The following is a 23756-nucleotide window of genomic DNA, read 5'->3' on the forward strand; positions in this document are numbered from 1 at the left end:
GGCGCGCCCCCCCCCGTGCTGCTCCCCCCCCCCCCCCCCCCCCCCCCCCCCCCCCCCCCAGGCCTTGTTGCAGCAGATGCAGAGTGCCGTCTCGCAACAGAATTTCGAATTATCCATGGTCAAGGCCCATCAGGGGCGTCTCGAACCCATACGTTTCAGCCATGGGGTGATCGATGGCAAGGAGGTGGCTCACCTGAGCTACCTCGACGGCAAGACCATCGAGTACCTGCAGCGCCAGGACGAGTTCACCTTCTTCGAAAATACCCACGAACCCTACACCCTCAAGGGCGCCCGTTTCCCGGGGGTCTGGGCGACCTTGGTGAGAATGCCGCTGCCCCGGGTACTGGAAAGTTATGATCCCGTACTGGCCGGTCGCAGCCGGGTAGCCGGTCTGGTGGCGCAGGTGGTCAGGCTGGTGCCCAAGGAGGCGGACAAGTATGGCTTCGTACTCTGGATCGATGAGCAGAGCCGCTTGTTGCTGCGGGTGGATATGGTGGATCGGGAAGGCAACCTGGTCGAGCAGGTGCTGGGTGTGGATCTGGACAGGCTGAGCACCCCCGCGCCCTGGCTGGTGAAGTTGGCTGGCAGCAAGCTGCCCCAGGCGCTGGCACTGGAGGATGCCTATCCAGCGCCGCAGCAGACGCTGAACTGGCGCCTCACCTGGTTGCCGGATGGTTTCAAGGTATTGTCACAGGACAGGCACCAGCTGGTGACTACCAGCTTGCCGGTGGATTACATGATGCTCTCCGATGGTCTGGTGGATCTCTCCGTTTATGTGGCCAGGGTCGATCCCAAGCCGGCGGTGCGCCAGCAGTTGATCCGCCAGGGGGCGACCTCGCTGGTGAGCTACGTCAATGACGTGGGGGTCGAGATCACTGTCGTGGGAGAAGTCCCGGCCGAAACGGCAAAGCGCATCGCCGAGTCGGTGCAGCCCCTGGCCCGCAATGAGACTGTGCAATAATCGTGTTTGCACTCCCGCTTGCTCAAGCGGGGCAGTCATGTTCAGATTGAGTCAATCTGTCCCTCGTTATTGTGGAAGCGTCTTGTGAGTAAAATGAGCGAAGAGCTGGCGACCGTGGTGGCCATTGATGGACAACATGCCTGGGTGGAGTGTGAACGGCGCTCCGCCTGCAGCGGTTGTCATCAACAGTCCAATTGCGGTACCGGCACGGTTGCCAAGGCGTTTCCGATGAAGCAGCAACGGCTGCGGGTTGCCCTTACCGCCGAGGTGAGCGTCGGCCAGCAAGTTAGGCTCGGCATTCCCCAGGCGAGCATCCTGCGGGGCGCGGCCCTGGTTTATGTGTTGCCGCTGTTCTGTTTGCTGGCGGGCGCCCTGCTTGGTCAGCTCTGGTTGGCACCCTTGTTGGCGGGCGGGGAGGGGATCACCATCCTCAGCTGCCTGTTGGGGGGCCTGGTCGGATTTTCACTGGTTCGTTACTTTTCCACTCGACTCGATCAGGGGGCATATGGCCCTCGCATGCTGGGTGTGGTACTCCATACCCGCAACCTCTCCTGACCGTGCAGGCCTGTATTTCTGGTGCTCCGTCGACTAAAGATTGGCCGTCGACCGGGTTATCCAGTAAAATCCTGCCTCCATATCCGGCCCTAACCTAATTTTGAGTGATTCTTGCTCGATGAAACACATTCGTAACTTTTCGATTATTGCGCACATCGACCACGGTAAATCGACCCTGTCGGACCGTCTGATCCAGACTTGCGGCGGCCTGTCCTCCCGCGAGATGCAGGCTCAGGTGCTTGACTCCATGGACCTGGAGCGCGAGCGCGGCATTACCATCAAAGCACAGAGTGTGACCCTGAACTACCAGGCACAAGACGGTAACACCTACCAGCTGAACTTTATCGACACCCCGGGCCACGTGGATTTCTCCTACGAGGTCTCCCGCTCATTGGCGGCCTGTGAAGGGGCGCTGCTGGTGGTAGATGCCGGCCAGGGGGTTGAGGCACAGACTCTGGCCAACTGCTACACCGCCATGGAAATGGAGTTGGAAGTGGTGCCGGTGCTGAACAAGATTGACCTGCCGGCCGCAGAACCCGAGCGGGTTGCCGAGGAGATCGAAGACATCGTCGGGATCGATGCGATGGACGCGGTACGCTGCTCCGCCAAGACCGGCCTCGGTGTCGATCTGGTGCTGGAAGAGATCGTTGCACGCATTCCTGCACCGGAAGGTGATCCGGATGCCCCGTTGCAGGCGTTGATCATCGACTCCTGGTTCGACTCCTATCTGGGCGTTGTCTCTCTGGTGCGGGTCAAGAACGGTTCGCTGAAGAAGAACGACAAGATCAAGGTGATGAGCACCGGCCAGGTGTGGGGTGTCGATCGTATCGGTATCTTCACACCAAAACAGGTAGATACCATGGGGCTGGGCTGTGGCGAGGTAGGTTGGGTTGTCTGCGGCATCAAGGACATCCACGGTGCGCCTGTGGGCGATACCCTGACGCAGGCCAAAAACGGTGCCGACAAGGCGCTGGCCGGTTTCAAGAAGGTGAAGCCGCAGGTGTATGCCGGTCTGTTCCCCATCTCCAGCGATGATTACGAGTCGTTCCGTGACGCGCTCGACAAGCTCTCCCTCAACGACGCCTCCCTGTTCTTCGAACCGGAAAGCTCTACGGCGCTGGGTTTCGGCTTCCGTTGCGGCTTCCTCGGGATGCTGCACATGGAGATCATCCAGGAGCGTCTGGAGCGTGAGTACGATCTGGATCTGATCACCACGGCGCCGACCGTGGTGTATGAAATTGAACTCAATGACGGCTCCACCATCCATATTGATAGTCCGGCGGCGATGCCTGCGGTCAACAATATCAAAGAGATGCGTGAGCCGATTGCCGAGTGTCATATCCTGCTGCCGCAGGAGTACATGGGCAACGTGATCACCCTCTGTATCGAGAAGCGTGGCGTGCAGACCAACATGGTTTATCACGGCAAGCAGGTGGCGCTGACCTATGAAATCCCGATGGCGGAAGTGGTGCTCGATTTCTTCGATCGCCTGAAATCCACCAGCCGTGGTTATGCCTCGCTGGATTACGGCTTCAAGCGCTTCGAAACCTCTGACATGGTCCGTCTGGACATCATGATCAACGGTGAGCGCGTCGATGCGCTGGCCATCATCACCCACAAGGAGAACGCTCAGTATCGCGGTCGCCAGGTGGTGGAGAAGATGCGTGAGCTGATCCCGCGCCAGATGTTTGATATCGCCATTCAGGCCTCCATCGGCAACCAGATTATCGCCCGCAGCACCGTCAAGGCGCTGCGCAAGGACGTGACCGCCAAGTGCTACGGTGGTGACGTGAGCCGGAAGAAGAAGCTGCTGAACAAGCAGAAAGAAGGCAAGAAGCGGATGAAGTCTCTGGGCCGTGTCGACGTGCCGCAGGAGGCGTTCCTCGCAATTCTCCATGTAGGAAAGGATTAATCGATGGCAAGCACGTTTTCCCTGATCCTGGTGGTGGTCTGCGCGATCACCGGTGTTATCTGGTGTCTGGACAAGCTGATCTGGTCCAAGCAGCGGGCCGCCAAGATTGCCGTGGCTCGTGCCCATGGCGGCGCTCATCTGGATGAGAAAACCCTGGCCAAGGTTGCCCCCATGCCGGTCTGGATCGAACAGACCGCCGGGGTCTTCCCGGTCATCACGCTCGTGCTTATTCTGCGTTCGTTCATCTTTGAACCGTTCCAGATCCCGTCTGGCTCCATGATGCCCACCCTGCTGGTGGGCGACTTCATCCTGGTGCAGAAGTTTGCCTATGGCCTCAAGGATCCGGTGACCAACACCAAGTTCCTCGAGACTGGCGAACCCAAACGCGGCGATGTGGTGGTGTTCAAGTATCCGCTGGATACCCGGGTGGACTACATCAAGCGAGTGGTCGGCATGCCGGGTGATCGGGTCATCTATCGCAACAAGGAGCTGATGATCCGGCCCAAGTGCGAGGAGCAGGAAGGGAAAACGTGCCCGGGCTTCCAGAAGCTCGACGTCAAGTTTGAACAAAGGGGTGAATTTACCCAGATGGGGATCCCGCTTGACCGCTATACCGAGCAGCTGGGCGAGGTGTCTCACGAGACCCTTCGCAACCCGCTGATGCCCGATATGGTCGGCCGTTATTATCGCCAGCCCGGCACCTACCCCGACGAGTGGGTGGTGCCGGAAGGTCAGTACTTCGTGATGGGTGATAACCGTGACAACAGTACCGACAGCCGTTTCTGGGGCTTTGTGCCCGAACAGAACCTGGTCGGCAAGGCGGTCGCCATCTGGATAAGTTTTGAATTCGAGCGCGAAGAAGGCTCCCTGCTGCCAAGTTGGGTACCGACAGGTGTGCGCTTCAACCGCATTGGCGGAATCAAGTAAATGAATATCAAAATGAACAGACTGCAGTCCCGTCTCGGGCATGTCTTTCACGATCAGGAATTGTTGACCCGGGCGCTGACTCACCGTAGCGCCGGTTCCCGTCACAATGAGCGGCTGGAATTTTTGGGAGACTCCATTTTGAGTCTGGTGATTGCCGATGCTCTGTTCCACCGCTTCCCGCAAGCGGCGGAAGGGGACCTCAGCCGGATGCGCGCCACCCTGGTGCGCGAGAAGACCCTGGCCGAACTGGGCCGGGAGTTTGACCTCGGGGATCACCTGATCCTCGGGCCCGGCGAACTCAAGAGCGGCGGTTTTCGCCGTGAATCCATTCTGGCCGACACGGTCGAGGCGGTGATTGGCGCCGTCTATCTGGATACTGATCTTGAGGCGGTGCGGGTGCTGCTGCTGAGCTGGTATGCCAGCCGTCTGGACGAGATCCGCCCTGGCATAGAGCAGAAGGATCCCAAGACCCGCCTGCAAGAAATTTTGCAGGGAAGCCGTAAATCCCTGCCGACCTACACAGTGACCAACGTCAAGGGCGAGGCCCACAACCAGGAGTTCACCGTCCAGTGCGACGTGGAAGGCCTGGATGGTCCGCTGGTCGGGGTCGGCACCAGTCGTCGCAAGGCCGAACAGGCTGCGGCGCAGCAAGCATTGGAAAGACTGTTATGACTGCTATTGATGCAAGAGGCCGCGGTCTTTCAACACAACAGGCATTGGAAAAACTGTCATGACAGATACGACTTACTGCGGCTTTGTCGCCATCGTGGGCCGCCCCAACGTGGGCAAGTCCACCCTGCTCAACAAGCTGCTCGGCCAGAAGGTCAGCATCACCTCGAAGAAACCCCAGACCACCCGTCACCGGATCCTGGGGATCGACACCGAGGAGAACCATCAGACCATCTATGTGGATACCCCGGGTCTGCACATCGAAGAGAAGCGGGCCATCAACCGCCTGATGAACCGCGCCGCCACCAGTTCGCTGGGGGATGTGGCCATGGTGGTGTTCGTGGTCGACGGCACTCACTGGACCAAGGATGACGAGATGGTGCTCGGCAAGTTGCGCCATCTGCCCTGTCCCGTGGTGCTGGCGGTCAACAAGATCGACAACGTCAAGGACAAGGAAGACCTGCTGCCCCACCTGGAGTGGCTGGGCCAGCAGATGAAGTTCTCCCATATCCTGCCCATCAGCGCCGAGAAGGGCACCAACGTGGAGAAGATCCGCGAGTGGTCCAAGGATCTGCTGCCGGAGAACAACTTCTTCTTCCCGGAAGATTACGTGACCGACCGCTCTTCCCGCTTCATGGCCTCCGAGATCATCCGCGAGAAGCTGATGCGTTTCACCGGTGAGGAGCTGCCTTACTCCGTGACCGTGGAGATCGAGCGCTTCAAGGTGGAAGAGAGTGGCATCTATCACATCAACGCCCTGATCCTGGTGGAGCGCGATGGCCAGAAGAAGATGGTCATCGGCAATAAGGGTGAGAAGATCAAGACCATAGGCACAGAGGCACGCATCGACATGGAACGCCTGTTCCAGAACAAGGTGTTCCTTGAGCTGTGGGTCAAGGTCAAGGCGGGCTGGGCCGATGACGAGCGCGCTCTGCGCAGTCTCGGCTATGGCGATGACTGATTGCTGAGTCCAGCCTTCGTCATCCACAGTCGGCCCTATCGGGAGACCAGTCAGCTGGTCGAGGTGTTTACCCAGGATAGTGGCCGATTTACCCTGGTGGCTCGCGGTTCTCGCGGGCCACGCTCCCCTCTGAAGGGGCTGCTTCAACCTTTTTCCTTGCTCACCATCAGCTGGCGCGGCAAGGGGGATCTCAAGAATCTCGCCCAGGTCGAATGTCCGGATCACTCATTGCGACTCGGTGGCGATCGCCTCTTCTACGGCCTCTACCTCAACGAACTGGTCTACTACCTGCTGGAAGCCCATACCCCCTTTCCCGAGGTGTTCGACGCCTATGCCCGTGCCCTGATGGCGCTGGCGGATGGCGAGACGCCCGAGCTGCCGCTGCGTCGCTTCGAATTCCTGCTGTTGCAGGCGCTTGGCTATGCGGTGGACTTCGAGTACGCCGCCGATGACGAGTCTGCGATCCAGCCCGAGCTGCTCTACGGCTTCGAGCGCGAATTGGGCTTTGTCGCTTGCGAGCGGGCGCCGGATCCCCGTACCCTGTTCCTCGGTGCCCACTTGCTGGCCTTCGCCGAGGGGCGATTCGATACCCCTCCCTTGCTGCAGGCGGCCAAGCGTTTCAGCCGGCTGGCGCTGCAACCCTATCTGGGCAAGCGGCAGTTGAAGAGCCGGGAGCTGTTCTTAAAGCGCAAAGCCAGCACACAGTGACATATGGATATCCGCGCTGGCGCCAAGGTGGCAGCTGCACAGTTAACAGATGAAGTGTTTCAAGGAGTCATCAATGAGCGAAATCTATCTGGGTGTGAACATCGATCATATCGCCACCCTGCGCAATGCCCGTGGCACCCAGTATCCGGATCCGGTACAGGCCGCCTTCGTGGCCGAACAGGCCGGTGCCGATGGCATTACCATCCACCTGCGGGAAGACCGTCGCCACATCATGGATCGTGATGTCGAGGTGCTGCGCCAGACCATACAGACCAGAATGAACCTGGAGATGGCGGTGACCGAGGAGATGATCGGCATCGCCTGTCGCATCAAGCCTCACTTCGTCTGCCTGGTGCCGGAGAAGCGCACCGAGGTGACCACCGAGGGTGGCCTGGACGTAGCCGGTCAGCTCGACAAAATTACCGATGCGGTGACGCGCCTCTCGGCCGTCGGCGCTCAGGTATCGCTGTTTATCGACGCCGACCCGCACCAGATTGACGCGGCGGTCGAGAGTGGTGCCCCCTTTATCGAGATCCACACCGGCCGCTACGCCGATGCCACCACGAATACCGAGCGCAACGCCGAGTTCAAACGCATTGCCGCTGGCGCCTCCTATGCCGCCGGCAAAGGTTTGAAGGTCAATGCCGGCCACGGCCTGCACTATCACAACGTCAAGGCCATCGCCGCCATCCCCGAGCTCTATGAGCTCAACATCGGTCACGCCATCATAGGCCGCGCCGCCTTCGACGGCCTGGCCAAGGCGGTCAGCGACATGCGCCTGCTGATGCAGGAAGCCCGTCAGGGGATCTGACAGCCCGGCGGTATAGCACAGCACCGCGAGACGAATAAAAGGGACGCTATGGCGTCCCTTTTTGTTATGCAGCACCTCATCCAGACTCAGGATTTTTCCGCTGCGGCTGGCTTGGCTCCAGTCGGGGTCAGTTCCAGGGTGATAAGCTCCAGTGGCGCCAGCTTGATGACCATCCCATCGCTGATTGAAGTCGGCACGGTTTTGTTGTCGCCATATAGTGGCTTGATATTAAAGCCTTTCGCCTCTGTGGTGGGCACTTCAAGCTGGCGAGTCGGTTCCAGGAAGAACTGTTGAGGCTGGCTCGAAGGGTTACGCAGGGTAATGAAAGACTTTGCTGGGCTCCACGCCGCCCAGCCATAGACGGCCAGCAGGGTGGGGTCGCCACCTATCCAGTGGCTGTCAAACAGCACTGCCTGGTTCTGCTGCGACCAGAGCGCCGCCTTGGCCAGCAGATCCCAGTTCTCGCCGCTCAGCAGATCCGGGGTGATGTAGAGCTCCTGCAACTGGGTGCCGGTGGCGAAGTAGCTCCAGGCCTGATCGGCAAAATCTTGTGGCGACTGCTGATCCAGATGTTTGGCCTGCTTGGCATAGACAAGCCCGTGCAGCATCAGGGAGTTGAGCGGAAACAGCGGGCCTTGCTTGACGATGGAGCGGTAGGTCTCCGCATCCCGGTAGGTGATCCACTGTTGTACTTTGGATCCAGGGCCATAGAAGTTGATGTCATCGCCGCCGCGCCAGATGGAGTCGGCGAAGAAGAGCCAGGCGGGAGAGGCCGTGGTGCCCGTGGTCAGGTTGATGAAAACCTCATTATTGGCGGCGCGGGCATCCGAGATCAGCTGGATGGCGGCATCGAAGTCACTGGTGAACTGGCTGCCCTTGATCTGCTTGTTGGCGTTGCCTGTGCCATCGAACTTGAAGTGGGTGACGCCCTGCTCCTGGATGAGCGACATCACCTTCTGGTGGAAATTTTTGTAGTAGACGGGGCCTGAGAGGGCGAACTTGCCATCGCTCAGCTCGTAGCCGAATTCGGCGGCATGGGAAACCCGCTCATCCCTCGGCTTGTTGTAGCCGCCCCAGGGGGAGAGCCAGATGCCGAGTTGGGCATGATACTGCCCGGCCGCAGTTTTGAGCTTGCGAAAGCCGTCGGGGAAGTCCTTGCTGAAACCCCAGTTGCCCAGTCGATCGTCCCAGCCATCGTCAAACAGGAAGCCGCTCATGGTCACGCCGCGCCGGGCGACCAGTGCCTCGCCAAACTGCTTGATACGGGTCAGGGCGTCGGCTTCCGTGTAGGGGTTGAAGAAGCCGATGTCGAGCCAGGAGTTGTAGTGCAGATAGGGGGCGTAGGGTCTGTCACGGGCATCGTTGATGAACTCGTTGAAGTCACGTCTGAGCTGGCCCTCGCCGAAGGTGCCGACATAGGTGCGATAGGTGAGCGGCTTGCCCTGCTCCAGCGGCAGCGTGAGTGGGATCAGCTGGCTGACTCCCCCCTCGTAGGCACGGGTGTTGACCAGCGGATTCTGCGGCGTGATGAAGAAGCTGTCGCTGACGATGGGCGAGCTGTTGATGGTGCCGTAGACAAAGGGTGCTTGAGAGTGGAACGGCAGCATGGAGAAGCCGTTGATCCGTTTGCCATTCTTGAGGGTGTCGAGGGAGAAGTCGATGCTGGCGTAGCGCTTGTCTTTGGCCAGCCGGATCTCGCTCTTGATCAGGAAGTCGGCGTTGCTCAGTGCGATGTCAATGTGGTCCTGCTCTTTGGCAAACGCATTTACAGTGAAGTCGGCCGACGAGGTCAGCCTGTCATCCAGCCCCTTGATATCGAACAGGGTATTCGAGCGTATGACATCCCCGTTCGCCGTGTTGGTGAAGGTGATCTCCTGGAGTTTTCCGGCATCCGTTTTGACGCTGATCTGGTACTGGTTGCCCTGCAGCGACATCACCTCGGTCCGGGCGAGGGCGGGCAAGGTCAGCAGGACCAGCAGCGTCATGGCGGTACGTGCGTTCATATTTATCTCCGTATCGATGATGAATGGCGGTGTGACTGGGGTGATGGGGCTTGGCGTCCTCCTGAGGCTGGCGGATGTGCGGGATGTGGTGCGGGCGCACCAGGCGGGCGAGCCCGCTGGCCGGTTACAGCTTGCCGTCGCTCATGCACATGCGGATCTTGGCGGCGACAACTTCCTCCATGGCGGCCATGGCGGGCACCAGATACTGGCGCGGATCGCTGGCATCCGGGTGGGTGGCGAGGAAGGCCTTCATGGCGTCGGAGAAGGCGATCTTCAGCTCGGTGGCCACGTTGACCTTGCACACCCCGAGCGCGATGCAGCGGCGCACGTCCCGATCGGGAATGCCGGAGGCGCCGTGCAGCACCAGCGGAATGGAGACCCTGTCCCGGATGGCGGCGAGGCGATCGAAATCGAGGCGCGGCTCCTCTTTGTAGAGACCGTGGGCCGTGCCGATAGCCACGGCGAGGGAGTCGATGCCGGTGCGCGCCACGAACTCGGCCGCCTTGTCCGGATCGGTCAGATGGGCGTTGGCGGCGTCCACTATCAGGTCATCCTCCTGTCCGCCGAGCTGGCCCAGCTCGGCCTCCACGCTCGCCCCCATGCGGTGGCAGAAGGTGACGACCCGCCGCACCTTGGCGACGTTCTCCTCGAATGGCAGGTGGGATGCGTCGATCATGGCGGAGTGGATGCCGGATTCGACCTTGAAGTGGATATCCTGTTCATCCTCGTGGTGGTCCAGGTGCAGCACCAGCGGTATGCGGTACTGGTGGGCCGCCGAGGCGCAGATGGAGACCAGGTATTCGACCCCGGCATGGCGATAGGTACCCGGCGTGGCGGCCAGGATGACGGGGGAGCTCAGCTGGGCGGCGGTGCGGGCCACCACCTCGACGGTTTCCAGGTTGTGGATGTTGAAGGCCGGTACCGCGTAGCCGCGGCGTTGGGCATCTTTAAGCATTTCGTGGGACGAGATCAGATACATGAGGACTCCTTGGCGCCTTGGGTGGCGTCGGGTTCAGAGAAAGAGGCGGGGGCGCTGGCGGGAGTTATCTCCCTGCCGGCGACCCAGATATGTTGCTGGTAGAGGGCCGGAGTGAGGGCGAGCAGGTTGGCCTGCTTGCCAACGGCCAGCGAGCCGAGGCGATGTTCCATCCCCAGCATCCGGGCCGGTGCCAGCGAAGCCATGTGGATGGCCTCCTCCAGCGGCACGCCGGCCAGCTGCACCATGTTGCGCACCGCCCCGAGCAGGGTGAGGGTGCTGCCTGCCAGGCCGCCGGTAGCGGTGCGCACCACCCCGTCCTTCATCTCCACCCGGTAGTCACCGAGCAGGTAGTGGCCGTCCGGCATGCCGGCGGCGCGCATGGCATCCGTGATGAGCAGCAGGCGATCCCCGGCGCAACAATGGCACAGCTTGAGTACGGTCGGATGGACGTGGTGGCCATCGGCGATGAGCTCCAGCCAGGCGGTGGGATGCACCAGGCCGGCACCGACCATGCCAGGTTCCCTGTGGTGCAGTCCGCGCATGCCGTTGAAACAGTGCACCAGACCGGTCGCACCGGCCGTCAGTGCCGCCTGTGTGGTGTCGTGGTCGGCGGCGGAGTGACCCAGCATCACCCGGATGCCGGCCGCCTTGAGGTGGCAGATGGCCGCCAGGGCGTTGGCCTTCTCGGGGGCGAGGGCGACGACCTTCAGGGTGCCGCGCGCCTGGCGCTGCAACTGTGTCAGCTCCGCCAGGTCCAGCTCCCGGAACAGGGCCGGGTCATGGGCGCCCTTGTTGTCGGGGGTGAAGTAGGGACCCTCCAGATAGCTGCCGAGCAGCTGGGCGCCCGGCATGCCGCTCTCCATTGCATCGGCGACCCGGCTCAGGGCGCGCGTGATGGCGGGTAGCGGTGCCGTGACAGTGGTGGCGAGCAAGGCACCGACCCCTTCCGCCGCCTTGGCGAGGGAAAGCCGGGCCAGCACGCCGGCCTCCTCGTCCATCACGTCGACGCCGGCCCCACCGTGCACGTGGCCATCGATGAGGGCGGGCACCAGCAACTCGACCTCCCGCACCGGATCGTCGGCCGGGATGGGGGCGATGGCGGTGATGATGCCACCTTCATGGGTAAGTGCTTGATGTTCCAGCCAACCCTGCTCGGTCAGCAGGCGACGGGCCCGGATCCGTGTTGCCATCTAGATACCCTCCTCGACCCGCGATTCGGCCCGCTCGCGCGCCAGCTCGTCCACCAGGCTGGTGAGGCCGCGATGGCCACAGCAGAGAGCCTGCTCGCGAAACTGGGACGGGGTCAGCTCGCCGCGATCCATCACCATCTCCAGCAGCAGCTGCAGATTGGTGCCAGTCACGACTTCCCGGTCTGGCTGGCGCAGCGCCAGGGTGGAGGCGACCCGAAACGGGGTGCCACCCAGCAGATCGGTCAGAAAGACCACGCCGTCGCCACGGTCGACCCGCGCCAGCGCTGCCTCGCACTGGCTCTGCAGCAAGGCCGTGGTTGAGGATTCCGGAAAATCGATGGCGACCACCGCCTCCTGCTCGCCGAGGATCTGGTTCATGGCCTGCTCCATGCCGCTGGCGAAGCCGCCATGACCGCAAATGATGATGCCCAACATAAGGTGTTCCTTTACAGCAAAGGGGGCCGGCCTGTCGCCGGCACCGGATTAGAGGAAGCCTGCAAACTTGCCGACGATACCGAGCGCGACCGTGATGATGATGAGGCGCAGCGGACTCCAGCCGCGGCGGATCAGCGCATACATGGCCAGGGTGTAGAGCAGCGGCAGGAAGGCCGGCATCAGCTTGTCGAGCACGTCCGCCTGCAGCTTCACCACGGCATCACCGGCGGTGATCTCCAGGGTGGTGCCGAGCCGCACATAGGTGGCGACCAGGGCGCCGATCACCGTCATGCCGACGATGGAGGCGGCATGGCCCACCTTGCGGGTGTTGGCCTTGATGAGCGGAATGGCGGCGACCCCCATGCGGTAGGCGTAGTGCGCCAGCCCGAAGCGCAGGCCGAAGTGCACCACATTGAACAGCAGGAAGAAGAACACTGCGCCCATGATGGAGCCCTGCAGCGCCAGATCGGCGCCGATCCCGCCGCAGATGGGCAGCAGGGTGAGCCAGAACATGGCATCGCCAATCCCGCCGAGCGGCGCACCGACCGCGATCTTGGTGCTCTGTATGCTGTTGACGTTCTGCTTGGATCGCTCCATCGCCAGCACTATGCCCATCACGAAAGTGACCAGGAAAGGGTGGGTGTTGAAGAAGCCCATGTGCCCCTTCATGGCCCGGGAGAGATCCTTGGGGTTGGTGTGGATCTTCTGCAGCGCCGGCAGCAGGCCGTAGAGCCAGCCGGAGGCCTGCATCCGCTCGTAGTTGAAGGAGGCCTGCAGCAGCAGGGAGCGCCAGGCGAAGCGGTTGATGTCCTGGCGGGTCAGCTCGGCCCCGAGGTGCTGATCTTCGTAGACGTCGTCGGAGACGGTGCGGGTCGGTTGCGGCTCGGCCGCCTGGGTCAGCCGGGTGGCGGTGTTGTTAGATGCCATCTTCAGTTTCCTCCTGGATGGGGCGGGTTTGTGGCGCCGGGTCCTTGCGCATGAAATCGATCAGAGCCATGGCCAGGGCGGCCGCGGCTATGGCCAGCACCGGCAGCTTGAGCCAGGCGGCGGCAACGAAACCGAGGATGAAGTAGGGGATGTAGACGTTCTTCATCATGATCTTGAGCAGCACGGCGAAGCCGATGGCGGGCATGATGCCACCGGCGACCCCGAGGCCGTCGATGAGGCGGGCGGGCAGCACGTCGATGGCGGTCTTGGCGTGTTCGGCCCCGAAGTAGGTGGGCAGGAAGGCGCACAGGAAGTAGAAGGTGCCGAGTGCCAGCAGGGCCAGGTAGTTGACCCGCTCTATGCCACGGGTATCGCCTGCCTCCGCCATACGATCACAGCGGGACATGACCCCCGACATCACCGAGAAGAGGAAGGTGATCCCCATCTGGACCGCGACCGCGAACGGGACTGCGACCCCGACCGCCACATCCGGCTTGACCCCGGTGGTGATGGCGAAGGTGGCACCGACTATGGTGCCTATGATGACGTTGGGCGGTTGCGCCCCCGCCAGCGGCGCCAGTCCCATCCAGACCAGCTCCAGGGTGCCGCCCACCAGTATGCCGGTGGGCAGGTCGCCGAGGATCAGGCCCACCAGCGGACCCAGTACCACGGGCCGGTGGAAGTGAGTCAGGCCGTTGAACAGGTCAAGCCCGGCGAAGAACGCCAGCATGCCCAGCAAGAGCCCTTGCAATAAACTGATTTCCATCACAATTGTCCTTAATCAGATCAGGTTGAAAATGTCCTGTGCCGGTTCGGTCGGCACTCCCTGGACAAAGCACTCGACGTGGGCGTCCTGCAGGGTGCGAAACGCCGCTATGTCCGTCTCGTCCACCGATACCGTCTTGTGGATCTGACGCTTGCCGTCGGCGTAGTGCATGTTGCCGACGTTGATGCGGGGGATGGGCACTCCCCCTTCCACCAGGGTGCAAAAGTCCGCCGGACTCTTGCACACCAGCAATATTTTCTGGCGTTCGGCGGCCTTGCCTATGTTGTCGATCACCTTCTGCAGCGGCCAGAAGCGCACCGCGATACCCTCCGCCAGCACCATCTCCATCAGGTTCTGCTGGATGGGGTCTTCCGCCACCTCGTCATTGGCTACCAACACCAGGTTGGCGCTGGCAAACCCGACCCATTGCACCCCGACCTGACCGTGGATCAGGCGCTCGTCGATACGGCTCAGCACTATGTTCGGCATCAGACGCCTCCTTGCTGGTTGAACGGATAGATGTTGACCCCCTGCACGACCCGGTTGACCCGGCCGCTCGGGCAGGGGTTGTCCGGGGTGATGCCCAGCACCAGCGCCGTGTGGAAGGCGTAGTACTGGGCATAGAGCAGGTAGCAGAACGCCAGCTCGGCATCGTCGCCGTTGAGGGGGGTGGGCAGATAGATGTGTTCACCGGCGGTGATGAGCGGATTCGGCCGATCGGCCAGGGCGACGATCCGGGCTGCGTGGCCCTCCTGGCGCAGCTCGCCGAGCAGGTCCAGATCGTACTGGCGGGTGTAGGGATCGTTGGAGATCATCAGCACTATCAGGGTCTGGCGGTTGATGGCCGACTTGGGCCCGTGGCGAAAACCTGTGGGGGAGTCGTACATGGCCATCAGCTGACCCGAGGTGAGTTCAAGCAGCTTGAGCGCGGCCTCTTGGGCCACTCCCTGCAGGCTGCCGCTGCCGAGGTAGATGACCCGCTCCGGCAGCGGTTGATTCCACTCGGGCACGCTCAGTTCGGCCTGGGGCAGAATGGCTTCCCCTAGGGCGATGAGCGGCTGGCTGGCGGCGGGATTGAACTGGCGTGGCAGGAACACCGCCAGGCAGCTCAGCATCATGCTGGTCAGGCTGCTGGTCATGGCGAAGCTGCGGTCGTGGGTCTGGGGCGGCATCAGCAGCGCCAGGGAGCGGGCATCCTTCTGGCAGCGACGATAGAGTTCCCCCTCGTCGTTGCAGGTGAGCACCAGGTGGTGGCACTCGCTCAGCAGCTGGCTGGCCAGCTCGACCGCGGCCACGCTCTCCGGGCTGTTGCCGGAGCGGGCGAAGGAGATGAGCAGAGTCGGGCAGTCCTGTGCCAGGTAATCGCCAGGGTCTGTGACTATGTCGGTGGTGGCGATCGCCTCGAAGCGGCCGTTGAGGCGGGCACTGAGGTAGGGCGCCAGGGCCCGGCCGGCAAAGGCGGAGGTGCCGGCGCCGGTCAGGATCACCCGCAGGTTGCTCCGGGACAGCAGGGGCAGCAGGAAGCGCTCTATGGTGGCGCGGCACTCCTCCACCATGGCAAGGGTCTCCCGCCAGGCGGCGGGTTGCTGCCGGATTTCGCGGGCGGTGGCCAAGCCGTTGGCCGAACGCAGTGTCTCTTCTGGATAACCGAGGATCATCTCTACAACTCCTTATGTAACCGGGGTGAGCCGGGAATGACTGGCGGGGGTGGTGCCACAGGCATGGGCGTATTGGCGCAGCACCTCCTGCACCTGATCGAGAATGAGGTCGTGTGCCTGGGCCGACAGCGTGCCCTGGCGCACCTTGCGGTATTGCAGTGGCAGATGCTGGCTGAGCAGCGGCAGGGGAATGGGTTCGGCGGCCAGGTTGGCGAGCAGCCGGGCGTAGCAGTCGTCAACCCGGCTGTCGGGCCAGTAGTAGCGAATGCGGTCGGAATAGCTGTAACTGCGGGCCAGCCGGCACTCGTTGGCATTGCCCTGATAGTGGCTGCGCCAGAAGTCGGGACGATCCAGCATGGTCTCCTCCAGCACCTGGCGCAGGCCCGAGCAGGCACGGGCGACCACCAGCTCCTCCTCGATGGCGGCGAGGGCGAACAGCGCTTCGCGCAGGGCGAAGGTGAGGGCCGGGCCAACCTTGAGGATGGCGAAGTGATCGCGCACCAGCTGGCAGTAGGCGTCCGGGGTCTGGTAGTCGGTGGAGTGCGCCTCGAACACCAGATGGGGATAGGCTTCGATCATCCGGCTGAGGGGGGCGGCCTTGTCGGATCGATAGTCGATGACGTGGGTGTGATCGAACTCCACCCCGGGTTGCACCACCAGACCGATCACCCTGGGCCAGATGGCGTCGAGCCCAACGTTGGCAAAGGCCTGCTGATGGGTGTTCAAGGTATGGCGGGCGGCTTCCGGTGTGGTCACGGCCAGCTCGGCCAGCGTCTCATGGGCACCGCCCGGCACCGGCACCTCTGTGCCTATCACATAGACCAGATCGCAGCAGCCAAACTCGGCCTGGCAGGTCTGCTCGGCGATCAGGGCCAGCCGGGCGGCCCGCTCGGCGACCAGTTCATCGGGGAGCGGCACAGGATCCCCCAGACAGGACATGCTGCAATCGAGGTGGATCTTCTTGAAGCCGGCGGCGACATAACTGGCGATCAGCACCTCGGCGTGTTCCATGGCCTGCTCGGCCGGCTCCCCCTGCCAGCGGTTGGGGCCCAGGTGATCGCCTCCCAATACCAGCCGCTGCTGGGGGAAGTGGCACTCGGCAGCGAGCCGGTGCAGACGATCTCGAAAATCCACCGGCGTCATGCCGGTATAGCCGCCGAATTGATCCACCTGATTGGAGGTGGCCTCGACCAGCAGCAGATCATCTCCTTGTGCCGCCAGCCGCAGGGCGGCCTCCAGCACCAGCGGGTGGGCAGAGCAGACGGCATGGATCCCGACCGGTTCCCCCTGCTTGTGTCGTGCGATCAGTGCCAGCATTGATTTCATTTCCCTCTTCCTCATGGCTGAATGCGACTTCAGTCTTTCGATGTCTTTCTTTACCCTAGGCGCCACGCCCCTTAAACGAAACAAAAGCGTGCTCACATCTTGAGCAAGATCACAAAAAGAAATGAATCGAAAGGTTTTTGACGTTTTGGAAGAGTCTTGTGAGGCTTTTTAAACCAATGAAAGCTTGATTTGGCATAAAGGCTGGGTGTTAATAGGTAAACGTAACGAAGTGAAAGCCCAGGTTTTCACCACAGCACTCCGGCAGAGAGACTATGCAAACAACCGAAAAAAGCATGCTCGGCACCAGCGAGCGGCGGGAACGCATCATTCAGCAACTGCGCAGCAATGGCAGCGTCCAGGTCAACGAGCTGGCCAGTCACTATCAGGTATCCACCGTCACCATTCGCAACGATCTGGCGTTTCTGGAGAAGCAGGGGGTGGCGGTACGCGCCTATGGCGGGGCCCTCTTGTGTGAACCGAATCAGGCGGTGCCCGAGCGCACCATAGCCGACAAGAGCGTGCTCAATACCCCGGTCAAGCAGCGTATCGGTGCCATGGCGGCGAGCCTGGTGCAGGCGGGGAGTCGGCTCATTCTCGACTCGGGGACCACCACTCTGGAGGTGGCGCGTCACCTGCGCGAGCACCAGGAGATAGTGGTGATGACCAACGGCATGAACGTGGCCAATGCCCTGCTGGAGGCGGAAGGGGTAGAACTGCTGATGACGGGGGGGCACTTGCGCCGCAAGTCGCTCTCTTTCTACGGTGCCCAGGCGGATCTGTCCCTGCAGAACTACCACTTTGATCTGCTGTTCCTCGGGGTGGATGGCATCGATCTGGAGCGCGGCGTCAGCACCCATCATGAGGATGAGGCGCGCCTCAACCGCTGCATGTGCCACGTGGCCGAGCGCATCATAGTGGTAACGGATTCCAGCAAGTTTGGTCGGTTGAGCCTGCACAAGATAGTCGACACCCGGCGGATCCACACCCTGATCACGGATGACGCCATTGCGGCCGAGACCCTGGTCGGGCTGCGCCAGGCGGGGATAGAGGTGCTGTTGGTGCCGGCTTGAGCCGGGCTGGTAAAGGGGGTGAGAAAGAGGGACGCCATGGCGTCCCTCTTTCGTTGGCAGGAGAGATGCTCAGCCCGGCTCGGGGAAGTAACGTTCCAGCAGGGCGGTGAGGATGGCCTGGCTCTGTTCATCGGGCTCGCCGCTGACCAGAGCGGGGCGGAAATGGAGCTGAAAGGCGCGCAGGGCGGCGCGGCTCTGCTCATCCCAGATGCCGCTTGGGGCGACTCCATAGCCGTAACGGGCCAATTTTTGTTGCCAGGCGAGGGTATCCCAGGCAGGGGCTGGCTGTTGGCGCAGGGCCGTGACTCTGGCCTCGTCGGGCCAGGCTCCCACCCCGTAGCGCAGGGCCAGCTCGCGCCAGGGGAAGTGGGGGCCGGGATCCTGCTTGCGCTCGGGAGCGACGTCGCTGTGGCCCAGCACCTGGGTTGGCGGTATTTGATAGCGCAGCACCAGTTCCTGAGTGAGGGCACCGATGGCGGCGATCTGCGTCCGGGTGTAAGGCTGCCAGCGTCGCTGGTGGGCGGGTAGCAACTCATCTTCCGGCGGATAGCCCAGATTGACGATTTCGATGCCGAGGGAGCTGGCGTTGAGCCCCGCATACTGGTGCCAGCGACTGCGGCCCGCATGCCAGGCGCGCTGGCTGTCGGGCACCAGCTGGTAGACGGGCAGTGGCGTCTGGTCGGTGTCGCGGGGGATCAGGTAGTGGGCGCTTACCTGGTGGGCCGGTTCGGTCAGCAGGCGCAGGGAGCGGGCGTCGTCCTCATCCGTGTAGTGCAGGATCAGGAAGGCGATGCGTTCATTCTGGTTGGCGCTGGGGTAACGGGAAGAGAGCTGATAGGGGGCAGGCTGGCAGGCGCTCAGCAGCAGTATGAGGCAGAGTGGCCATAACCGCAGCCACCTGGCCCTGTTCGCGCCCGGATCGGGAAGACGCGACGGCCAGCGCCGCCCACTGGCCAGCGAGAGGCGGGCTGACAGTGAGCGGAAACGCCGGCCCATGACTCAGGCGCGGTACTTGGCGGTGAGGCCGATGAGGAAGTTGCGCAGAATCTGATCCCCGCAATCCTGATAGTGCTTGTGATCCTTGGAGCGGAACAGGGCACTCAGTTCGGACTTGGAGAGGTTGAAGTCGGCGAGCTTGAGGGTGCCGAGCATGTCCTCTTCTTTGTAGTTCAGGCCGATGCGCAGCTTGCGCAGTATCATGTTGTTGTTGATCCGGTTCGGGATCACCTGGGCCGGGGCATCTTCCCGCACACCGCGGCGCGCTATGATGAAGCCGTCGAGGAACTGGCTCAGGGCCGCATCGGGGCAGGCGACATAGCCAGCCTCCTGCTCTTCCCCTTCGGCGGCTTCTTTCATCAGCCAGCTGTGCAGCTGGGCGTGAGTGACCGTCAGGTTGCCCTTGGCAAACATCTCGACCATCTGGTCATTGCTGATGGTGAGGGCGTAGCGCAGACGGCGCAGAATATCGTTGTTGGTCATGTTGACTCCTGTAGAAACGGCGCAACTTTACCATCTGGCGCGCCCCGCGTCAGAAAAAGCGGGGCGGGCCCTGTCAGGAAAAGGGTGCAAGGGGCTGCTGCCAAGGGCGGGCAGCCCTGCCTCCCGCTCATTCAGACGAGGTAGCGTGGGGCCTCCTGACGCACCTGCTCCATCGCATCTTGCAACTCCAGCAATTCAGGTTCCAGCTCGTTGACCGGCACCCCGTCTCGCAGCTGTTGTTCCAGCTGGGAGAGCAGCCGTTGCAGGCCGGGCACCCCGGAATAGGCGCAGCCGCCGTTGAGGCGATGCAGCTGGGCCAGTACCTCGGCATCCTCTACCTGACCGGCGAGGGCCGCCTCCAGCACAGGATCCACTTCGTCGAAACTGGCCATCAGCATGGTCAGCATCTCTTTGGCGAGATCCAGCTTGCCGGCGGCCTGGCGCACCGCCAGGGACCAGTCTATCTGCTGATCCGCGTGGTTCTGGTGGCGTCTATGGGCGAAGTCGGTGATGAGCTGGGCCAGCATGCTCTCGTCGATGGGCTTGGCCAGATAGTCATCCATCCCCTGGCGGATCAGCCGCTCCCGCTCGCCGGGAATGGCGTGGGCGGTGACCGCGACTATGGGCGTCTCTGTGTTGAGGGACTGGCTGCGGATCGCCTGGGTGGCGCTGATGCCATCCATGATCGGCATTTGTATATCCATGAAAATGATGTCGAATGGCTGGCTCTGAGCCAGTCTGACCGCCTCCTTGCCGTTCTTGCACACCACCACCTGGCTCACCATCTCCTTGAGCATGGCGGCGATCAGCTTGAGGTTGGCCGCGTTGTCGTCCACCGCCAGCACCTTGATAGCCTGCACGCTGCGCGGGGAGGGGGCGGGCAGCGGCGCGCTCTTGGCTGCCTCGGGGGAGAGCAGGGCGTGCAGCAGCTTGCGGTGGTTGGTGGGCTTGGAGAGGCAGTGCTGGGCGCCATGGGCCAGCATGGCGTCATAGAGCGAGGGCTCGTGGCTGCTGAGCAGCACTATGGTGTTCTGCTGGCCGTCCAGCCCGTCGAGGCGGGCGATCACCTGCTGCGGTGTGTGCAGTGTGCTGCTGCCGATGATCACCATGTCCTGGTTGCTCATTTCGGGCCAGATGGTGTCGATGGCGAGCGACTGCACATCCAGCTGCCACTCCGCCAGCAGGGCGCAGAGGGAGGAGTGGCTGAAGGGATCCGGCTCCAGCAGCCAGACTCGCTTGCCCTGGATGCGATCCAGCGGCAGCTTGTCGGTCTGGGGCAGGGGAGAGATGTCCATGTCCAGACTGAAGGAGAAGACGGAGCCCTTGCCCAGCTCGGATTCGAAGCGGATCTGGCCCCCCATCTGCTGTACCAGCTTCTGGGTGATGACGAGGCCGAGGCCCGTGCCGCCATAGCGGCGCGAGATGGAGGAGTCGGCCTGGTTGAAGGCCTGGAACAGCTGGCGTTGTTGCTCTTCCGAGATGCCGATGCCGGTATCGCGGATCAGCACGTTGAGCCGCACCTTGTTGCCGTTGCCGCCGCCGGTCTGCTCGATGCGCACATCCACGTTGCCGCGCTCGGTGAACTTGATGGCGTTGCCGGTGAGGTTGGTCAGCACCTGCTGCAGACGCATGGGGTCGCCGGTGAGGTAGTCCGGCACCTCTGAATCCACCTGCAGTGAGAGTTCGAGTTGCTTGTCGTGGGCGCTGGGACCGAGCAGGTGCATGGTCTCGTTGAGGGTGTCGCGCAGGCTGAACGGGATATTTTCCAGCTGCAGCTTGCCCGCCTCCAGTTTGGAGAAGTCGAGGATGTCGTTGATGATGCCGAGCAGGTTGCGTGCCGACTTCTCTATGGTTTGCATGTAGTCGGTCTGGCTCGGGGTCAACGCCGTCTTGAGCAACTGGCGGGTAAAGCCGATGACGCCGTTGAGCGGAGTGCGCAGCTCGTGGGACATGTTGGCAAGGAACTCGGATTTGACCCGTGCCGCCTCCTGCGCCCGCTTCTTGGCCATGTCGAGCTCGACGTTCTGGATCTCGATCTGCTCCAGGGTTTCCCGCAGATCCGAGGTGGCCTGATCGATGTTCTGCTGCATCTCCTCATGGTATTCCGAGAGCGCCTTGGCCATGGCGTTGATGCCGTTTTTCAGCATGTCCAGCTCGCCTGTGAGCTGGCCGCTGACCCGGGTATCGAGCCGCCCCTCCCTGATCTTGTGCACGGCCTGCACCATGTCGGTGATGGGCTGGGTCACGCTTTTTACCAGGCGAAAGCCAAACAGGGTGCTGAAGGCAATGCCGATGAGCACGATGAGTACCGCGAAGAAGGTGTCGCGATACTGCAGGATCATGGCCCTGTCCGTGGTCATCTGCATGGAGATGTAGCCAATCATGGGCGGTTCCACGTCACTGGGCAGCGGGAAGCCATCCATGCTGGTTTCGGCCTGGATCGGGGTGCGCAATATGATGTCGTCACCGTACAGGGTGACGCTGGTCAGCTCGGGGATCTGGCTGCCATCAGGCAGCCGCAGCCGGGTGAAGTCTCTGTGATAGTTGGACGTCACGAACAGCTGGTTGTCCTGGGTGAAGACGGCGATGGACTTGATGAGCGGCGAGTTCTTGCGGTGGGTCAGGCCAATCAGCCGCTTGAGCGATTCCCGGCTGTGCTGGGTCATGCCGTATTCACTGGCGATGGCCAGCGGCTCTATGATGTTGATGCCCTGATCGATCAGGTTGTTTTCCAGCTGCTGGTAGCGGTGGAAGGTAAAATAGCCAGCCATCAGGCCGCCAATGATCAGGGTCGGCAATATGGTAAAGGCCAGCACACGGGCTCGAAGGCCGTACTTGGTCATGCGAATGGTCCCCCGATCATCAGGGGGGGCAAGATTGTCAATGACACGGCATGAGCGCGCAGGCCGGATTTGGTCATGCGGATAGTCCCCCGAAAAGCAGGGTAGGCAAGAGGGTCAACGACAGTGGGCGGGCCCGCAGGCCGGATTTGGTCATACTATTATTCTTGTGGGACAATAGCCTGCTGCAGATTCCACAATCATGACATAGCCACCTATAGGCACCAAGTTTTATGGCCCAGTTTTTCAAGCCCCAAAAGAAATCCACCCAGCCCCAACGTATTGAATTTACGGTAGACAGTCTGGATCACCACTGCGTCGGTATCGGCCGTCATCAGGGCAAGGCGATCTTCATTGAAGGGGCGCTGCCCGGTGAGCAGGTCAAGGCCCGCATCCTCGAAGACAAGAAGCAGTATGCCCACGCCGCCTTGCAACAGGTGGTGACCCCGGCGGCCAATCGCATCGCCCCCTTCTGCAGTCACTATCGCGAGTGCGGCGGTTGCAATGCCCAGCACCTCGGCGAGGCGGATCAGCAGGCAGCCAAAGAGGCCGGGCTGGTCAGCCTGTTCGAGCGGCTGGGGAAGATCAAGGCGCCAGCGCTGGAGCCTGTGCTGACAGGGGCGTCTCGCGCCTACCGCCGGGTTTGCCGGCTGGCCATCAAGTTTGACAAGAATGGCCGCTGCACCCGGGTCGGTTTTCGTCGTCGCCAGTCCAATGACCTGGTGGAGATTGAAGGTTGCCCCGTGCTGGCCGAGCCGCTCTCTGCGCTTATCGCACCGCTGCGCGAGTGCCTCAATCGTCTCAAGAGCCAGCGTGAGCTGGGCCATGCGGAGCTGATCCAGGCAGAGCAGGGGATCATGATGCTGCTGCGCCACACCGGTCGCCCCAACGAGGCGGATCGTGCCCTGCTGGTGGCATTTGCGCAGGCGCAGGGGATAGACCTCTATCTGCAGGCTGCCGATGAACGCATCGAGCCGCTGCACCAAGTATTCCAGCCATCCTACTCACTGGATGGCCTGTCTCTTGCATTCGCTCCCGGTGACTTCATTCAGGTCAATGGTCCCATCAATCAGAGCATGGTGGCCCAGGCGCTGACGTGGCTCGGGGCTAGCAAGGATGACAAGGTGCTGGATCTGTTCTGCGGCATCGGCAACTTCACCCTGCCACTGGCCCGCCAGGCCCGTGAAGTGGTGGGAGTGGAAGGGGAGCTGGCCATGGTGGCCCGCGCCGAGGAGAACGCCCGCCGCAACGGCATCGACAACGCCCGTTTCTACAAAGCGGACTTGAGCGGTGACATAGTCGGCATGTCCTGGGCACGGGAAGGGTTCGATCTGGTGCTGCTGGATCCGGCCCGCCCCGGCGCGCTGGAGGTGATGGGTCACGTCGTGAAACTTTCACCCCAGCGAGTGGTCTACGTTTCCTGTAACCCGGTCACCCTGGCCCGTGACAGTCGGGTGCTGGTGAAGGGGGGCTACCGACTGGTACGCCTGGGAATGCTCGACATGTTCCCTCACACCGGCCATCTGGAGTCCATGGCCCTGTTTGAGCGTGAATGAACGGAGTAATTCAGCCCCCTGGT

General features: G+C 62.1%; 22 protein-coding genes. 10 read left to right on the top strand and 12 right to left on the bottom strand.

What is annotated here, in order from left to right; all coding sequences use genetic code 11:
• The 8 genes from ACW5XD_RS19130 to pdxJ all read left to right on the top strand — a co-directional run.
• Positions 1–961 (top strand): MucB/RseB C-terminal domain-containing protein (locus tag ACW5XD_RS19130; RefSeq protein ID WP_456496249.1); only part of this gene is annotated, 961 nt, incomplete at its 5' end.
• Between the two features lie 93 nt (positions 962–1054).
• Positions 1055–1516 (top strand): SoxR reducing system RseC family protein, encoded by a 462-nt coding sequence (locus ACW5XD_RS19135; RefSeq protein WP_288033478.1) that lies wholly within the window; start codon positions 1055–1057, stop codon positions 1514–1516.
• A gap of 118 nt (positions 1517–1634) precedes the next feature.
• On the top strand, positions 1635–3428 hold the full coding sequence (lepA, locus tag ACW5XD_RS19140; protein ID WP_456496250.1) for a translation elongation factor 4: 1794 nt from the start codon (positions 1635–1637) through the stop codon (positions 3426–3428).
• Between the two features lie 3 nt (positions 3429–3431).
• Positions 3432–4355, top strand: coding sequence for a signal peptidase I (lepB, locus tag ACW5XD_RS19145; RefSeq protein WP_456496251.1), 924 nt, complete (start codon positions 3432–3434; stop codon positions 4353–4355).
• Positions 4356–5027 (top strand): ribonuclease III, encoded by a 672-nt coding sequence (gene rnc / locus ACW5XD_RS19150; RefSeq protein ID WP_456496252.1) that lies wholly within the window; start codon positions 4356–4358, stop codon positions 5025–5027.
• 58 nt (positions 5028–5085) lie between these two features.
• A complete protein-coding gene (gene era / locus ACW5XD_RS19155) occupies positions 5086–5985 on the top strand; it encodes a GTPase Era (protein WP_042033774.1) in 900 nt (299 codons plus the stop codon).
• Entirely contained in the window at positions 5986–6693 is a 708-nt protein-coding gene (gene recO, locus ACW5XD_RS19160) for a DNA repair protein RecO (protein ID WP_042872706.1), read from the top strand.
• Positions 6694–6766: 73 nt separating this feature from the next.
• On the top strand, positions 6767–7504 hold the full coding sequence (pdxJ, locus tag ACW5XD_RS19165) for a pyridoxine 5'-phosphate synthase (protein ID WP_456496253.1): 738 nt from the start codon (positions 6767–6769) through the stop codon (positions 7502–7504).
• 86 nt (positions 7505–7590) lie between these two features.
• Here pdxJ and ACW5XD_RS19170 read toward each other — a convergent pair whose 3' ends face one another.
• The 9 genes from ACW5XD_RS19170 to kbaZ all read right to left on the bottom strand — a co-directional run bounded on the left by ACW5XD_RS19170 (position 7591) and on the right by kbaZ (position 16788).
• A complete protein-coding gene (locus ACW5XD_RS19170) occupies positions 7591–9507 on the bottom strand; it encodes an enterotoxin (protein ID WP_456496254.1) in 1917 nt (638 codons plus the stop codon).
• Between the two features lie 124 nt (positions 9508–9631).
• Entirely contained in the window at positions 9632–10486 is an 855-nt protein-coding gene (locus ACW5XD_RS19175) for a tagatose bisphosphate family class II aldolase (RefSeq protein ID WP_456496255.1), read from the bottom strand.
• Positions 10477–11676: an N-acetylglucosamine-6-phosphate deacetylase gene (gene nagA, locus ACW5XD_RS19180; RefSeq protein ID WP_456496256.1), complete on the bottom strand. Its 1200-nt coding sequence runs from the start codon at positions 11674–11676 to the stop codon at positions 10477–10479. The genes ACW5XD_RS19175 and nagA overlap by 10 nt, the downstream gene beginning before the upstream one ends.
• Entirely contained in the window at positions 11677–12111 is a 435-nt protein-coding gene (gene agaF, locus ACW5XD_RS19185; protein ID WP_456496257.1) for a PTS galactosamine/N-acetylgalactosamine transporter subunit IIA, read from the bottom strand.
• Between the two features lie 48 nt (positions 12112–12159).
• Positions 12160–13038: a PTS N-acetylgalactosamine transporter subunit IID gene (gene agaE / locus ACW5XD_RS19190; RefSeq protein ID WP_456496258.1), complete on the bottom strand. Its 879-nt coding sequence runs from the start codon at positions 13036–13038 to the stop codon at positions 12160–12162.
• Complete coding sequence (agaW, locus tag ACW5XD_RS19195; RefSeq protein ID WP_456496259.1) at positions 13028–13804, bottom strand: PTS N-acetylgalactosamine transporter subunit IIC; 777 nt, start codon at positions 13802–13804, stop codon at positions 13028–13030. The genes agaE and agaW overlap by 11 nt, the downstream gene beginning before the upstream one ends.
• A gap of 15 nt (positions 13805–13819) precedes the next feature.
• A complete protein-coding gene (gene agaV, locus ACW5XD_RS19200; RefSeq protein WP_456496260.1) occupies positions 13820–14293 on the bottom strand; it encodes a PTS N-acetylgalactosamine transporter subunit IIB in 474 nt (157 codons plus the stop codon).
• Positions 14293–15462, bottom strand: coding sequence for an SIS domain-containing protein (locus ACW5XD_RS19205; protein WP_456496261.1), 1170 nt, complete (start codon positions 15460–15462; stop codon positions 14293–14295). The genes agaV and ACW5XD_RS19205 overlap by 1 nt, the downstream gene beginning before the upstream one ends.
• A 12-nt stretch (positions 15463–15474) precedes the next feature.
• The gene (gene kbaZ, locus ACW5XD_RS19210; RefSeq protein ID WP_456496262.1) at positions 15475–16788 is read right to left on the bottom strand and encodes a tagatose-bisphosphate aldolase subunit KbaZ; all 1314 of its coding nucleotides are present in this window, start codon (positions 16786–16788) and stop codon (positions 15475–15477) included.
• A 272-nt stretch (positions 16789–17060) separates the two neighbouring features.
• Between kbaZ and ACW5XD_RS19215 the strand changes: the two genes are divergently transcribed.
• On the top strand, positions 17061–17858 hold the full coding sequence (locus tag ACW5XD_RS19215; protein WP_456496263.1) for a DeoR family transcriptional regulator: 798 nt from the start codon (positions 17061–17063) through the stop codon (positions 17856–17858).
• A 69-nt stretch (positions 17859–17927) separates the two neighbouring features.
• Here the strand turns inward: ACW5XD_RS19215 and ACW5XD_RS19220 are convergent, their stop codons facing one another.
• The 3 genes from ACW5XD_RS19220 to barA form a co-directional block, all read right to left on the bottom strand.
• Positions 17928–18854 (bottom strand): N-acetylmuramoyl-L-alanine amidase, encoded by a 927-nt coding sequence (locus ACW5XD_RS19220; protein WP_456496264.1) that lies wholly within the window; start codon positions 18852–18854, stop codon positions 17928–17930.
• Between the two features lie 3 nt (positions 18855–18857).
• A complete protein-coding gene (locus ACW5XD_RS19225) occupies positions 18858–19337 on the bottom strand; it encodes a YehS family protein (RefSeq protein WP_005318863.1) in 480 nt (159 codons plus the stop codon).
• Between the two features lie 131 nt (positions 19338–19468).
• Positions 19469–22180 carry a two-component sensor histidine kinase BarA gene (barA, locus tag ACW5XD_RS19230; RefSeq protein ID WP_456496265.1) on the bottom strand — a complete coding sequence of 904 codons (2712 nt, stop codon included), beginning with the start codon at positions 22178–22180 and terminating at the stop codon, positions 19469–19471.
• Positions 22181–22410: 230 nt separating this feature from the next.
• Between barA and rlmD the strand changes: the two genes are divergently transcribed.
• Positions 22411–23733: a 23S rRNA (uracil(1939)-C(5))-methyltransferase RlmD gene (gene rlmD, locus ACW5XD_RS19235; RefSeq protein WP_456496266.1), complete on the top strand. Its 1323-nt coding sequence runs from the start codon at positions 22411–22413 to the stop codon at positions 23731–23733.
• The last annotated feature ends 23 nt before the right edge of the window (positions 23734–23756 follow it).

Source organism: Aeromonas enterica, assembly GCF_054052465.1.